The sequence below is a fragment of the Microbacterium sp. NPDC097977 genome (genome assembly GCF_040302605.1).
Taxonomy (GTDB): domain Bacteria; phylum Actinomycetota; class Actinomycetes; order Actinomycetales; family Microbacteriaceae; genus Microbacterium.
This window is the reverse complement of record NZ_JBEOUR010000082.1, coordinates 1-13,059: the sequence shown is the minus strand read 5'-3', so window position 1 is coordinate 13,059 and position 13,059 is coordinate 1. Positions and strand designations below refer to the sequence as shown.

General features: G+C 69.0%; 15 protein-coding genes. 6 read left to right on the top strand and 9 right to left on the bottom strand.

The features are described 5' to 3' along the window. Positions 1–55: 55 nt before the first annotated feature. Both greA and ABTZ43_RS14925 read right to left on the bottom strand, forming a co-directional pair. Positions 56–544, bottom strand: coding sequence for a transcription elongation factor GreA (gene greA, locus ABTZ43_RS14930; protein WP_045255581.1), 489 nt, complete (start codon positions 542–544; stop codon positions 56–58). A 96-nt stretch (positions 545–640) separates the two neighbouring features. Further along, positions 641–1,027 (bottom strand): DUF4307 domain-containing protein, encoded by a 387-nt coding sequence (locus ABTZ43_RS14925; protein ID WP_350539375.1) that lies wholly within the window; start codon positions 1,025–1,027, stop codon positions 641–643. A gap of 70 nt (positions 1,028–1,097) precedes the next feature. On the opposite strand from ABTZ43_RS14925, the gene ABTZ43_RS14920 reads away from it, so the two are divergent. Then, the gene (locus ABTZ43_RS14920; protein WP_045255579.1) at positions 1,098–1,382 is read left to right on the top strand and encodes a hypothetical protein; all 285 of its coding nucleotides are present in this window, start codon (positions 1,098–1,100) and stop codon (positions 1,380–1,382) included. Positions 1,383–1,474: 92 nt separating this feature from the next. Here ABTZ43_RS14920 and trhA read toward each other — a convergent pair whose 3' ends face one another. Beyond that, the gene (gene trhA / locus ABTZ43_RS14915; protein ID WP_350539374.1) at positions 1,475–2,200 is read right to left on the bottom strand and encodes a PAQR family membrane homeostasis protein TrhA; all 726 of its coding nucleotides are present in this window, start codon (positions 2,198–2,200) and stop codon (positions 1,475–1,477) included. 104 nt (positions 2,201–2,304) lie between these two features. On the opposite strand from trhA, the gene ABTZ43_RS14910 reads away from it, so the two are divergent. Then, positions 2,305–3,084 (top strand): isoprenyl transferase, encoded by a 780-nt coding sequence (locus ABTZ43_RS14910; protein ID WP_056416050.1) that lies wholly within the window; start codon positions 2,305–2,307, stop codon positions 3,082–3,084. A gap of 234 nt (positions 3,085–3,318) precedes the next feature. After that, positions 3,319–4,701, top strand: a complete 1,383-nt coding sequence (gene phoH2, locus ABTZ43_RS14905; RefSeq protein WP_149423409.1) for an RNA 5'-3' helicase PhoH2 — start codon at positions 3,319–3,321, stop codon at positions 4,699–4,701. Between the two features lie 170 nt (positions 4,702–4,871). On the opposite strand, the gene ABTZ43_RS14900 is transcribed toward phoH2, so the two are convergent. The 6 genes from ABTZ43_RS14900 to xseA all read right to left on the bottom strand — a co-directional run bounded on the left by ABTZ43_RS14900 (position 4,872) and on the right by xseA (position 10,294). Beyond that, positions 4,872–5,705: a DUF559 domain-containing protein gene (locus tag ABTZ43_RS14900; protein WP_350539373.1), complete on the bottom strand. Its 834-nt coding sequence runs from the start codon at positions 5,703–5,705 to the stop codon at positions 4,872–4,874. Positions 5,706–6,003: 298 nt separating this feature from the next. Then, positions 6,004–7,413 carry a class II fumarate hydratase gene (locus tag ABTZ43_RS14895; protein WP_350539372.1) on the bottom strand — a complete coding sequence of 470 codons (1,410 nt, stop codon included), beginning with the start codon at positions 7,411–7,413 and terminating at the stop codon, positions 6,004–6,006. Beyond that, positions 7,410–8,084, bottom strand: coding sequence for a carbonic anhydrase (locus ABTZ43_RS14890; protein ID WP_350539371.1), 675 nt, complete (start codon positions 8,082–8,084; stop codon positions 7,410–7,412). The genes ABTZ43_RS14895 and ABTZ43_RS14890 overlap by 4 nt, the downstream gene beginning before the upstream one ends. Further along, positions 8,081–8,725, bottom strand: coding sequence for a DUF4245 family protein (locus ABTZ43_RS14885; RefSeq protein WP_350539370.1), 645 nt, complete (start codon positions 8,723–8,725; stop codon positions 8,081–8,083). The genes ABTZ43_RS14890 and ABTZ43_RS14885 overlap by 4 nt, the downstream gene beginning before the upstream one ends. Next, complete coding sequence (locus ABTZ43_RS14880; protein ID WP_056416062.1) at positions 8,722–8,970, bottom strand: exodeoxyribonuclease VII small subunit; 249 nt, start codon at positions 8,968–8,970, stop codon at positions 8,722–8,724. The genes ABTZ43_RS14885 and ABTZ43_RS14880 overlap by 4 nt, the downstream gene beginning before the upstream one ends. Positions 8,971–9,001: 31 nt before the next feature. After that, positions 9,002–10,294: an exodeoxyribonuclease VII large subunit gene (gene xseA, locus ABTZ43_RS14875; RefSeq protein WP_350539369.1), complete on the bottom strand. Its 1,293-nt coding sequence runs from the start codon at positions 10,292–10,294 to the stop codon at positions 9,002–9,004. Between the two features lie 54 nt (positions 10,295–10,348). Between xseA and ABTZ43_RS14870 the strand changes: the two genes are divergently transcribed. The 3 genes from ABTZ43_RS14870 to ABTZ43_RS14860 all read left to right on the top strand — a co-directional run bounded on the left by ABTZ43_RS14870 (position 10,349) and on the right by ABTZ43_RS14860 (position 13,021). After that, positions 10,349–11,428 (top strand): 4-hydroxy-3-methylbut-2-enyl diphosphate reductase, encoded by a 1,080-nt coding sequence (locus tag ABTZ43_RS14870; RefSeq protein ID WP_188042376.1) that lies wholly within the window; start codon positions 10,349–10,351, stop codon positions 11,426–11,428. A gap of 2 nt (positions 11,429–11,430) precedes the next feature. Further along, positions 11,431–12,222, top strand: coding sequence for an IclR family transcriptional regulator (locus ABTZ43_RS14865; RefSeq protein WP_056416070.1), 792 nt, complete (start codon positions 11,431–11,433; stop codon positions 12,220–12,222). A gap of 256 nt (positions 12,223–12,478) precedes the next feature. After that, positions 12,479–13,021 (top strand): DUF6264 family protein, encoded by a 543-nt coding sequence (locus tag ABTZ43_RS14860; protein ID WP_350539368.1) that lies wholly within the window; start codon positions 12,479–12,481, stop codon positions 13,019–13,021. Positions 13,022–13,059 lie beyond the last annotated feature (38 nt).

Here is a 13,059-nt window from a genome sequence, read left to right as displayed (position 1 = left end):
CCGTCCACATGGACGGGGCCCTCTTGCATGCGTGCGCGACTCGGCGCCCGCCGCGTCAGCCCGTGTAGGTCTCGACCGCGACGATCTCGACCGAGATCGAACGGCCGTTCGGGGCCTCGTACGACGACTTCTCGCCGACCTTGAGGCCCAGGATCGCCTGGCCGAGCGGGCTGGCCTCGCTGTAGACGTCGTGGTCGCTGCCCGCGGCGATCTCGCGGCTGCCGAGCAGGAAGACCTCCTCGCCTCCGGCGACGATCGCGGTGACGACGGTGCCGGGCTCGACGATGCCGCGGCTCGCGGGCGCCTCGCCGACCTTGGCGGTCTTCAGGAGGTTCTCTAGGGTGCGGATCCGCGCCTCCTGCTTGCCCTGCTCGTCCTTCGCGGCGTGGTACCCGCCGTTCTCCTTGAGGTCGCCCTCTTCGCGGGCCGCCTCGATGCGCTTCGCGATCTCCTCGCGCCCCGTGGTGGAGAGGTGCTCGAGCTCGGAGACGAGCCGGTCGTAGGCTTCCTGCGTGAGGAAGGGAACCTGAGCGTCAGTGGACATGACGGAGCTCCTTCGTTAGGTACCCGGCGATGGTCCGCGGGGGATATGCCAAGACGCCCTGGCACAGTGCCAGGGCGTCATCTGTCTGCGATGAGTCTAGGCGACCCAGCAGCTGTTCACCAAACCTGTGGTGGCCTCGGACACGGTGGGCACGCTGGCCGACAGCGCCTGCGAATGGCTGTCCCCGGCCGGGATCTCGACGACCTTCCAGCCGACGACGCCGAACTCCTCGTCGAGGGCTTCGACCGCGCACGCGACATCCTTGCCCTGCACCCCGGTGACCTGGAAGCGCACGGTCACGCTGTGCTCGTCGACGAGGTCGTAGCCGAGGTCGTCGGCATCGACGGCGTTCATCTGCGTCGTGACGATCGACCACCCGAACGCGGCGATGATCACGAGGGCGATCGTCAGGAAGACGATCCAGGGGCCGCGCCGTCGTCGGGTACGGCCATAGCGGGCGTCGAGCTGTTCTGCGGTCGTCACGGGGCGGGTCTTCCGGTCGTTAGGCTGGTAACACCAGGTTATGCGACCTGCGCAGGAAAGGCAGAACCCCATGCTCGCTCTGACCGAGACTCCGATGCCCACCCCCACGATGACGGTGGACCCGCAGCTGGTCACCCCGGGCTTCGTCGGCTTCGCCGCCGTGGTGATCATCCTGGTCGCCGTGATCCTGCTGATCCTCGACATGAACCGACGGATCCGCCGGGTGCGCTACCGCGAAGAGGTCAGGGAAGAGCTGGATGCCGAGGAGGCCGCCCTCGCCGCGGATCGGGCCACCGAGACCGATGCCGATCTGCCCATCGTCACCGAGGGCGACGACGACCCCGACAGGCGCTGACCGCTCGGGGCGGTTGCCCCGGCCTCGACGGTCCGATAGGACCGGTCTGAGACGACGGTGCTGTGCGCCGGTGCGATCCGATGCGCCGGCGATCAGGCGCCCAGGGACGGCGACAGCGGGCCGAGGACGATGAGCAGGCACGCCGCCCAGTGGCAGAGGAACGCGAGCACGGTGCACACGTGGAAGATCTCGTGGAAGCCGAAGTGGCCGGGCCAGGGGTTGGGCTTCTTGAGCGCATAGACGATCGCACCGCCCGTGTAGAGCAGTCCGCCGATGATGACCAGCACCATCATCGTCGCGTTCGCCGTGAACAGGTCGACCATGAACATCACCGCGGCCCAGCCCATGAGCAGGTAGAGCGCGACGTAGAGCCAGCGCGGCGCATTGATCCAGAACACGCGGAACAGGATGCCCACCACGGTGCCGCCCCACACGAGGGCGAGCAGCAGAGCGCCCTTCCCCGGAGGGAGCGCGAGCACGGCCAGGGGCGTGTACGTGCCGGCGATCAGCAGGAAGATGTTGGCGTGGTCGATGCGCTTGAGCGTGATCTTGACCTTGGGGCTCCAGTCGAAGCGGTGGTACAGCGCGGAGTTTCCGAACAGCAGCATCGACGTCACCATGAACACCGCCGCTGCCCACTTGGCGGCCCCGCCCTGAGCCACCGCGATCAGCACGATGCCCGCCACGATGGCGACGGGGAACGTGGCCGCGTGGATCCACCCTCGCCAGGTCGGTCTGATCTCGACCGCGGAGTCGTGCGCCGCCTCCTCGAGGAGCGGCAGCTGGGGGAGGTCGGGTGCCGAGTCGGGAGTGCTCACGGCCCCACTCTATTGCGGCGGGCATTCCGCGAACCGTACATATCCGGTGCTGCTGCTCTCTCACACGTGACCCGCACAGTCGGGCACGATAGCGTAGGGAGGTGATGTCACGCGACGGCCAGGGGCGAGGCCCGCTGTACCGGCTGTACACCAGCCGGCTGCGCCGCCATCTCGACCCGTCGTCCGTGCCGCACCACGTCGCCATGATGATCGACGGCAACCGGCGCTGGGCTCGTCAGCTCGGTTACGCGACGCCCGCGGAGGGGCACCGCGCAGGCGCGGCGAAGATGCGCGAGTTCCTCGCCTGGTGCGACGAGCTCGGCATCCGGGTGGTGTCGCTGTACCTGCTGTCGAGCGACAACCTGCGCAAGCGCGACTCCGCCGAGCTCGCCGATCTCATCGAGATCATCGCGGAACTCGCCGAAGCCGTGTCGGAGGAGCCGAACTGGCGTGTCAAGCACGTCGGTCGCTCCGACATCCTTCCTCCGGAGCTGGCCAGGGTGCTCGATGACGCCGAACAGCGCACGCGCGATCACACCGGCCTGCACGTGAACCTCGCCGTCGGCTACGGCGGGCGCAACGAGATCGTCGACGCCGTGCGCAGCATCGTGACGTCGCATCAGGCGTCCGGCGGCACGATCGAGGATCTCGCAGCCCACCTGACGCCCGAGATGATCGGCGAGCACCTCTACACCGGGGGTCAGCCCGACCCCGATCTGGTGATCCGCACGAGCGGCGAGCAGCGACTCAGCGATTTTCTGCTGTGGCAGAGCGCGCACAGCGAGTTCTACTTCGTCGAGGCGCTCGGGCCGGATCTGCGCCAGGTCGACTTCCTGCGGGCGATCCGCGACTTCGCCGACCGCGACCGACGTTTCGGCCGCTGAACCTCGCGGCGCCGTCGCTCGCGCGACGCACGGCCGGGGTCCTGCCCCTGCGACACGAACCGTTAATCAACGCGTAACGAATCCGCGGTGTGTCGGATCGGGCGAATGTCGGCACCTGGACGTAGCTTCAAGGCATCGGGCAAGGCGCCCGTCGGGTCGGCCTCAGGTCTACGACTCGTGACCCCCTGGTCGACTCGTTCGAACTACCGGGAATGCCCGGGTCGGGAGTGGGTCGTGACCTCACGTACAGCGCAGCAGTCCGCAAGCACCGCGCAGCAGTCCACCCGTAAGTCCACGTCACGGGCAGGGGGAGCCGATCCGGATCAGGATCTGCGCACCTACGTCCTCGACACGTCGGTCCTGCTGAGCGATCCGCAGGCGTTCTTCCGATTCGCCGAGCACTCGGTCGTACTCCCCGTCGTGGTCATCACGGAGCTCGAGGGCAAGCGTCACGACCCGGAGATCGGCTACTTCGCTCGACAGGCGCTTCGCCACCTCGACGATCTGCGGGTCGAGCACGGACGTCTGGACTTCCCGGTCGAGGTCGGCGAAGGAGGCACGCTCCGCGTCGAGTTGGCGAACACCGATTCCTCGGTGCTGCCCGCCGGCATCCGCCTGAGCGACAACGACACGCGGATCCTGTCCGTGGCCATGCACCTCGCCCAGGACGGGCAGGATGTCACGATCGTCTCGAAGGATCTCCCGATGCGCGTCAAGGCGGCCTCGCTCGGCCTGCGGGCCGAGGAGTACCTCGCCGAGCAGGCGGTGGACTCGGGCTGGACGGGCATCACGACCCTCGATCTCTCCGGCGACGAGATCAGCGACCTCTACGAGAGCGAGGTCGGGATCAGCGAGGACGCCCGGGGTCTGCCGGTCAACACCGGGCTCATCATCCACTCCGAGCGTGGATCCGCCCTCGGCAGGGTCACGGGCGACGGCGAGTACCGCCTCGTGCGGGGCGACCGCGACGTGTTCGGGATGCACGGCCGTTCCGCCGAGCAGCGCATCGCGATCGACCTCCTGACAGATCCCGATGTGGGCATCGTCTCGCTGGGCGGTCGCGCGGGAACGGGCAAGTCGGCGCTCGCCCTCTGCGCCGGACTCGAGGCGGTTCTCGAGCGGCAGCAGCAGAAGAAGATCATCGTCTTCCGTCCGCTGTTCGCGGTGGGCGGTCAGGAGCTCGGCTACCTGCCCGGCGACCAGGGCGAGAAGATGGGACCGTGGGGCCAGGCCGTGTTCGACACTCTCGGATCGGTCGTCTCCGGCAACGTGGTCGAAGAGGTCGTCGAGCGCGGTCTTCTCGAGGTTCTGCCGCTCACGCACATCCGCGGACGCTCCCTGCACGACGCGTTCGTGATCGTCGATGAGGCCCAGTCGCTCGAGCGCAATGTGCTGCTGACGGTGCTCAGCCGCATGGGGCAGAACTCGCGGGTCATCCTCACCCACGACGTGGGGCAGCGGGACAACCTCCGGGTCGGTCGTCACGACGGCATCGCGAGTGTGATCGAGACGCTCAAGGGTCATGACCTGTTCGCCCACGTCACGCTGATGCGCTCGGAGCGGTCGGCGATCGCGGCGCTGGTCACGGAACTGCTGGAGGGCAGCGAGCTCAGCTGACCCCCGGGACCCGGGGGCCCGGGCCCGTGGTCCGGCCCGGGGGTTCGGGCCCGGGGTCCGGCCCCGGGGGCCTGGGCCCGGTCTTGTGCCATTTTGGGGGCCGACACGCCAGATCTCGGACGTTCCGGTGCGATCGGAACGAGAGGTGGCGTGTCGGCCCCCGCAATGTGTCATGCGTGGTCGTGCTCGCGGGTGACGGCGCCGAGGATCGCAGCCTGCACGGTCGGCCAGGAATGGATGACCTGGGCATAGCTGAACCGCAGCGTCTCGTATCCGGCAGCGGATGCGGCGGCGTCCCGCATCAGGTCGTGGTGTCTCCTCGCACCGGTGTGGTTCTCCCGCCCGTCGACCTCGATGATCAGACGGTCTCCGACGACGAAGTCGACACGTCCGACCCCTCCGATGTCCACTTGGCACGCGAGCACGAACCCGAGGAGATGAAGCCGGAATCGCAGCAACGATTCGAGTCCGCTCTGTGCGTCGGAGCGAGCGAGATCGACCAGCCAGCGAGCGTAGGACGGGATCGGCCGGCGGATCCGCTGCAGGGCGGAGCGACTGACGCGGCGGAGGTTGAGGGCGGACTCCAGCGATGCGAAGAACGCTTCATCGCCTTGACAGTTGTGTAGCTGGATGAGCGCGGTCTCGATGTCGACGAGACCGAGCGGAACGTCTCCGCGGAAGTAATGGCTGACGCATCGGCATCCTCCGTGCTCCAGCCGGCGCCCGCGCCGGCCGATCCATACGTGCGGCCGCGTGCCCTCGTCGAGCACCCAGATGCCGTGCGCGCGCAGAGCCGAGGTGCAGGCGAGGGCGCCGCCGTGCAGCGCGGCCTCGCGAACGTCGCTTCGTACCGAGATCGCTGCGAAGAGTCCTGGACGCACGCGTTCGATCTCTCCGCGTCTCGTGGCCTGGGAGAGGCGTTGACGGGTGACGCCGAAGCTCTGCAGCGTGGTCCCTCGCGCGATCCCGCCGAGGGTGGTGAGGACGTCGTGGGGCGAGAGCATCGACCCAGTGTCGCGGGGTCGCCGCACGGCGGCATCCGGGCCGGCCGTCCGCGCCGGCATCCGGGGAGAACTCGCAGAATCTCAGGTCTGGGGAGAGCAGGTGGGGTGCACAAAACGGGGGCCGACACGCCAGATGTCCAACCGCATGGTGTGTTGCGGCTGTGATCTGGCGTGTCGGCCCCCGAAGTGGGAGAGCGGCCCCCGGCCCCCGAAGGGGGAGAGCGGCCCCCGAAGGGGGAGAGCGGCCCCCGAAGGGGGAGAGCCGAGCCGGGGTTCCCGGGGCGTCAGCGGGAGACGATCACCCGGGGTGGGTCATCGAGAGCAGGTCGAGCTTCTCGTCGAGCTGCTCGATCGTCAGGTCGCCGCGCTCGACATAGCCGAGGTCGATCACCGCGTCGCGCACCGTGATGCCCTGGGCCACGGCGTGCTTGGCGATCTTCGCCGCCGCCTCGTAGCCGATCAGCTTGTTGAGCGGGGTGACGATCGACGGGCTCATGCCGGCGAACGCGGCGGCGCGGTCGAGGTTCGCCTGCAGGCCGTCGACGGTCTTGTCGGCGAGCACCCGCGAGGCATTGGCGAGAAGACGGATGGACTCCAGGACTGCCGTGCCCATGACGGGGATCGCGACGTTGAGCTCGAAGGATCCGGATGCTCCGGCCCAGGCGACCGTCGCGTCGTTGCCGATCACGCGTGCGCACACCATGAGCACCGCCTCGGGGACGACCGGGTTGACCTTGCCGGGCATGATCGACGACCCGGGCTGCAGGTCCGGGATGTGCAGCTCGCCGAGACCCGTGTTCGGGCCGGATCCCATCCAGCGCAGGTCGTTGTTGATCTTCGTGAGCGACACCGCGATGGTGCGCAGGGCGCCGGAGGCCTCGACGAGACCGTCGCGGTTGGCCTGAGCCTCGAAGTGGTCCTTCGCCTCGGTGATGGGCAGTTCGGTCTCGGCCGCGAGCAGCTCGATGACCTTCTGCGGGAACCCGAGCGGGGTGTTGATGCCGGTTCCGGTCGCCGTACCGCCGAGGGGCACCTCGGCGACGCGCGGGAGGGCCGACTGCACGCGCTCGATGCCCAGGCGCATCTGACGTGCATAGCCGCCGAACTCCTGGCCGAGAGTGACCGGCGTCGCGTCCATGAGGTGCGTGCGGCCGGACTTGACGGCGTCCTTCCACAGCTCCGCCTTGGCCTCGAAGGCCACGGCGAGGTGGTCGAGCGCGGGGATGAGGGTGTCGATGAGCGCCTGCGTCACGGCGATGTGCACGGAGGTCGGGAACACGTCGTTCGACGACTGCGAGGCGTTCACGTGGTCGTTGGGGTGCACGTCGGCGCCGAGGATGCGGGTCGCGAGCGTCGCGAGCACCTCGTTCATGTTCATGTTCGACGACGTCCCCGACCCCGTCTGGTAGGTGTCGACGGGGAACTCGGCGTCGTGCGCGCCGGTGGCTACCTGGTCGGCGGCCTGCGCGATGGCGTCGGCGATCGCACTGTCGAGGGTGCCGAGCTGCTTGTTGGCGAGCGCCGCAGCCTTCTTGATGCGCGCGAGGGCGGCGATCTGCGTCGACTCGAGGCCCTTGCCGGAGATCGGGAAGTTCTCCACGGCGCGCTGCGTCTGCGCACCGTACAGGGCGTTGACGGGCACCCGTACCTCACCCATGGTGTCGTGCTCGATGCGGTATTCCTGCGCTCCGCTGTGCTGGTCGGTCATTCCGAACCCTCCTTGGTTGCGGGGTGGTGCCCCTCGGTGTCGATCCCGACCGTGATGATGGGCACCGCGGTGCCCTCGGCCAGGCGGTAATTGGCGCCGACGATGCCCAGACGGCCCTCGGCGACGGCCTGGGAGATCACCTCGGACGACTGCAGCAGATCGCTGACGGTGTTGCGGAGGTGCTCCTCGCCGACGAGATCGGCGTCGATCTCGTCGACGGTGCTCCCGCCGTTCTCGACCAGCACCTTGCGCGCGGCCGGGACGATCGGGGCGATGAGCTTCCAGATGTGCGGGGGCAGGGGAGCGGCGTCGATCGCGGTCCCGTCGATCGCGGCGCGGACCGCACCGCACGAGTCGTGGGCGAGCACGACGATCAGCGGCACCTCCAGCACGGCCACGGCGTATTCGAGACTCGCGACGATCGACTCTCCGATCACCTGTCCGGCGTTGCGCACCACGAACAGGTCGCCCAGTCCGAGGTCGAAGATGATCTCGGCGGCCAGGCGCGAGTCCGAGCATCCGAACAGCGTGGCGACCGGATGCTGCGCCGCGGCCAGGTGCCTGCGGCGGGCGACGTCCTGGTTCGGGTGCTGGGGAGCGTCGTCGACGAAGCGTCGGTTGCCCTCCTGCATCTGGGTCCAGGCGGCGGTGGGCGTGAGCGCGTGGGTCATGAGGTCTCCGAGAGATCGCGGATCTGGGGGACGAGGGACTCGGCCAGCTCGGCGGTCGAATCGGCCGAGCGGGAACCGTAGAGCAGCACGTAGTCGTCTCCGGCCTGGGTGCCGATCGCGTAGGTGATGTTCTGCTTCGCACCGGCGTCGCCGAGGGGGTAGACGTCCCACTCCAGGCCGCCGATCGAGATCGTGTCGGTGGCGGCCGTGCCGTTGAGTCGCTGCGGCGCCCACGAGGAGTCGGCGTCGAACGCCTGCGCGAACTTGATGAAGCCGCGCTCGTTCTGCGCGGACGGGGCCAGGGTGACATCCCATACCGCGGTCGCGCCGCCGGTGAGGCCTGCGGCGTTGACGCGCCAGAAACCGTCGAGATCCGGCACGATCACGGCGCTTTCCACGGTGGACTCGACGTCGGCCGCGATGCCGACCATGTCGATGGTCCTGGTGGTCGCGGGCTCGCCTCGGGGAACGGCGAACACGATCACGGCGACGATGGCGAGGGTGGCGATCAGCGCCGCGACAAGGCTGCGCACCGTCTGGCTCGACCGGTAGGCCTTGCTCGAGGCGGCCTTGCGTGCGGCGGTCTCGGCCGGGGTCTCGGGGCGTCCGAGCTCGGCGACGATCGGTGCGGGCTTGTTCACGATGCGTCCTCGCCGGACGGGGCGGCGGAGTCGGATGCCTCGGTGCGGGCGGCCTCGAGCCGGCGCTTCGCGCCGAGCAGCCATTCTTCGCAGCGCGCGGCGAGCGACTCGCCTCGCTCCCAGAGGGCGAGGGACTGCTCGAGGGTGGGAGCGCCCTGCTCGAGTTCGGAGACGACCCTCACAAGCTCATCGCGAGCGGCCTCGAACGACAGGGTGTCCACAGGGGTGTCGTTCAGCGCAGTCACCCCTTCATCCTACGCCGTGCGCGGGGATCGCTCATTCGGCGGAGGGTGCCGATGCCTCGTCGATCTCGCCTTCGGAACGGGCGGCGAGGGAGCCGCGGTCGACGGTGATGGTCAGGGCGCTGCCGGCCGGCGCATCCGCGGCGTCGCGCAGGATCAGACCGCCCTCCAGATGGGCGATCGCGTAGCCGCGTGCGAGAGTGGCGGCCGGCGAGAGGGCGCGCAGCGACGCCCGCAGCTCGCTGGTCGCCCGCCCGGCGGAGTCCAGGCGCCGCGTGATCGTGTCGCGCCCTCGCGAGAGCAGCAGCCACACGTCCTGCGAGCGCGAGTCGATGATGGGATCGGGGGAGCGCAGCGCCGGGCGGGAGCGCAGCTGCTCGAGCTGGGCGATGTCGTGCGACAGCCGCTGCGTCAGCCGGCTCGTCGCCCGCGAGCGCAACTGGGCGATCAGCGCACGCTGCTCGCTGACATCCGGCACGACCCGCTTCGCCGCGTCGGTGGGCGTCGACGCCCGGAGGTCGGCGACATCGTCGAGCAGAGGGTGGTCGTTCTCATGCCCGATCGCGCTGACGACGGGGGTGGATGCCGCGGCCACGGCGCGCACCAGGCGCTCGTCGCTGAATCCGAGCAGGGTCTGCGGGTCGCCGCCACCGCGGGCGATGACGATCACATCGACGTCGGGATCGGCATCGAGCCGAGCGAGCGCGGCGAGGGTCTCGGGCACGCAGCGATCGCCCTGCACCGCCGCGTACTCGGTGCGGAACCGGACCTGTGGCCACCGCAGCTCCGCATTGCGGTGCACGTCCTTCTCCGCGTCGGACTTCTCGCCCGTGATCAGCCCGATCACGTGCGGGAGGAAGGGCAGCCGCTTCTTGCGGGCCTGATCGAACAGGCCCTCCTGGCGCAGCTGCAGCCGCAGCTTCTCCAGACGCTCGAGCTGGTCTCCCAGTCCCACGTGCTTCATGGCGGAGACCGCGAAGCTGAAGTCGCCCGCCTTCACGAAGTAGTCCGCCTTGACCGCCGCGACGACGTGGTCACCGACAGCGAGGTCCCCGGGGATCCGGGGGCGCACGCTCGACCAGATCCGGATCGAGATCTGAGCATCCGAGCGGGTGTCCTTGAGGCGGGCGAAGATGTTGCCGCCTCGCACGTTCCACGACGTGATCTCGCCCTCGACCCACACGGTGTTCCAGCGCGCGATGAAGTCGCGGATCGTGCCGTTGAGCCGGGCGACCGAGGTCGGAGCATCCGCCGTCGAGTCGCGCGGAGCGACCGCATCCGCCGGGGGAGTCTCACCCGGGCCCGTGGACGCTTCGAAGACCGTCATCCGCTCAGTGCACCTTCCCGCTCCTGCTCAGGTTCTCGGCGGTAGAATTGGCGTGTGACCTCGACTGCCGTTCATCTGCCCCTTCCGCGCGTTCCACGAGTACGTGGGGCGGCGGGGCGGCTTCAGGATAACCCGGTGGCGGGCAACAAGCGTGTTCTGCTCGCCGCTCCTCGCGGGTACTGCGCCGGCGTCGACCGCGCGGTGGTCGCCGTCGAGAAGGCGCTGGAGCGCTATGGAGCCCCCGTGTACGTGCGCAAGCAGATCGTGCACAACATCCACGTGGTGACCGAGCTCGAGGACAAGGGTGCGATCTTCGTCGAGGAGGTCGATGAGGTCCCCGAGGGCGCTCACGTCGTCTTCAGCGCCCACGGGGTCTCGCCCGCGGTCGTCGATGCCGCATCCGACCGCGGACTGCATGCCATCGATGCGACCTGCCCCCTGGTCACGAAGGTGCACCGCGAGGCCGTGCGCTTCGCACGCGACGACTTCGAGATCCTGCTCATCGGCCATGAGGGACATGAGGAGGTCGAGGGCACGGCGGGCGAGGCGCCTGAGCATGTCACGATCGTGAACTCGCCAGACGAGGCCGACACGGTCCAGGTGAAGGACCCGTCGAAGGTCGTGTGGCTCTCGCAGACCACTCTGTCGGTCGACGAGACGATGGAGACGGTCAACCGTCTGCGCGCCCGCTTCCCCGAGATGCACAATCCCCCGTCCGACGACATCTGCTACGCGACGCAGAACCGCCAGGTCGCGATCAAGAAGGTCGCGGCGAACGCCGATCTCGTGATCGTCGTCGGATCGTCGAACTCCTCGAACTCGGTGCGACTGGTCGAGGTCGCCCTCGAGTACGGAGCGAAGGCCGCCTACCGGGTGGACTACGCCGAAGAGGTCAAGCAGGAGTGGCTCGACGGCGTCGCCACGGTGGGCGTCACCAGCGGCGCCTCGGTCCCCGAGGTTCTCGTGCGCGAGGTGCTCGACGCGCTCGACGGCGCGGGCTACCGCGATGTCGAAGAGGTCAAGACGGCGGAGGAGGACCTCATGTTCTCGCTGCCGAAGGAACTGCGACAGGACGCCTCCGGCCAGCGCGACGCTCGTGCGTTGGGTGGACGCGCTTCCGGCGGAGGCGCCTGACGGTGCCCGGCACCGAGGCGGCGCCGACCCTCATCGGGTCGGTCCAGCGTGCGCTGCGACTCGTCGACATCGTCGCGAACTCCCCCCGCCCCGTGCCGGTCAAGACCCTCGCGATGCTCACCGGCCTCACGCAGGGCACCACGTACAACCTCGTGCGCACGCTGATCCACGAGGGATACCTCGCCACCGAGCCCGAGGGGCTGGTGCTCGGGGAGCACTTTCCGATGTTCCAGTCGCGTCCGGATGCCGGCGGTGTCCTTCTCGCGCGAGTGCGCGTCGCGCTGCGTCAGGTCACCGAAGACGTCGGCGCCACCGCGTATCTGTCGAGGTATCACGAGGGCGAGGTGCATCTGATCGACATCGTCGATGCCGCGGAACGGCCGCGGATCGATCTGTCGGTCGCCCTCGAGTCGAGCGCGCACGCCACGGCGCTGGGCAAGCAGATCCTCACCGACCTCACCGGTGCCGAGCGTCTCGACTATCTGTCGCGCCACCGTCTGGAGGAACTGACACCCCGCACGATCAAGGACCCGCGCGCGCTGCTGGCGGAGCTCGAACGGTCGCCGGGGTTCACGGTGGACCGCGAGGAGTACGCGATCGGCAATGCCTGCGTCGCTGTCCCCGTGATCGCGCCGAACATCCGGGCGTCCCTGGCGATCTCGCTCCCCGTCGAGCAGGCGCACGCGGGGCGTGGTCTCGTGGCGACGCTCACGCGGACCGCACGGCGACTCGCCCTGCAGCTGGGTGCGGACGGCTTGACCGGGGGAGCCCCCGGACTGAGCGCCGCCGTCTGAGCGCGTTCTTCACTATCTGAAGAACTGCCACTAGCGGATCGGCACGCGCTTTCCTAGAGTGTTGAGGGTAGTCGCATGTGCAAACGGCACTACAGGTGACGGAACGTCCCCAGCGTTCCTCGCCCACTTGGATGACGAGCGTCCCCAGCGCTCCGAGTCCGCGGCCCCGAGGAGTCCCCACTTCTCCGGGGCCGCCATCATTTTCGGGGCCTGCATCCTGAGAGTCGTGCAGAGGCCGGACGGATAGCATGTCGGGATGACGGACCAGCGGCCGCAGTACGGCGAAATCGCGACCATCGAAGAGCAGCGCCGAGCAGCAGGGCTGCCGCCGCTCGGCGAGGTTGCGCCGCCGACTCCCGCCGAGGCCGTGCCCGGCGCCGGGACGGAAGCTCCGAGGGCGGGTGGCCGCACGGATGCGCCTCGCCGGCGCCCTGTCGACCGTCTCGTCACCATCGCTCTGCTCGCTTACGGCCTGGTGAACGTCGCCGTGACCGCGGTGTCGTACCTCGACTTCTCGACTGCGATGAATCAGATGATGGACGCGCTCGGCGTCGACGGCGAGTTCACGAACTATGCGCAGGGCAAGCTCTGGGGGACCATCGCCTCGATCGTCCTCATCGTCGGATGGTCGCTCACGGCGATGTTCTCGGTCCGCCGTCTGCGCAGCGGCAAGGTGGCGTGGTGGGTGCCCCTGGCCGGCGGTGCCGTGACCCTGCTGGTGGCGTCGGTCTGCGCGGCGATCCCGCTGATGAACGACCCGGCGTTCATCGACTTCGTCGCGAAGACCACCGGGCAGTAGCGCCGATCACACGACGATGCCCCCGACCGGATCGGTCG

Coding starts and splice junctions, on each gene's coding strand:
- greA (WP_045255581.1), bottom strand. CDS start 544: ATGTCCACTGACGCTCAGGTTCCCTTCCTCACGCAGGAAGCCTACGAC.
- ABTZ43_RS14920 (WP_045255579.1), top strand. CDS start 1,098: ATGCTCGCTCTGACCGAGACTCCGATGCCCACCCCCACGATGACGGTG.
- ABTZ43_RS14910 (WP_056416050.1), top strand. CDS start 2,305: ATGTCACGCGACGGCCAGGGGCGAGGCCCGCTGTACCGGCTGTACACC.
- ABTZ43_RS14900 (WP_350539373.1), bottom strand. CDS start 5,705: ATGCTCTCGCCCCACGACGTCCTCACCACCCTCGGCGGGATCGCGCGA.
- ABTZ43_RS14895 (WP_350539372.1), bottom strand. CDS start 7,413: ATGACCGACCAGCACAGCGGAGCGCAGGAATACCGCATCGAGCACGAC.
- ABTZ43_RS14890 (WP_350539371.1), bottom strand. CDS start 8,084: ATGACCCACGCGCTCACGCCCACCGCCGCCTGGACCCAGATGCAGGAG.
- xseA (WP_350539369.1), bottom strand. CDS start 10,294: ATGACGGTCTTCGAAGCGTCCACGGGCCCGGGTGAGACTCCCCCGGCG.
- ABTZ43_RS14860 (WP_350539368.1), top strand. CDS start 12,479: ATGACGGACCAGCGGCCGCAGTACGGCGAAATCGCGACCATCGAAGAG.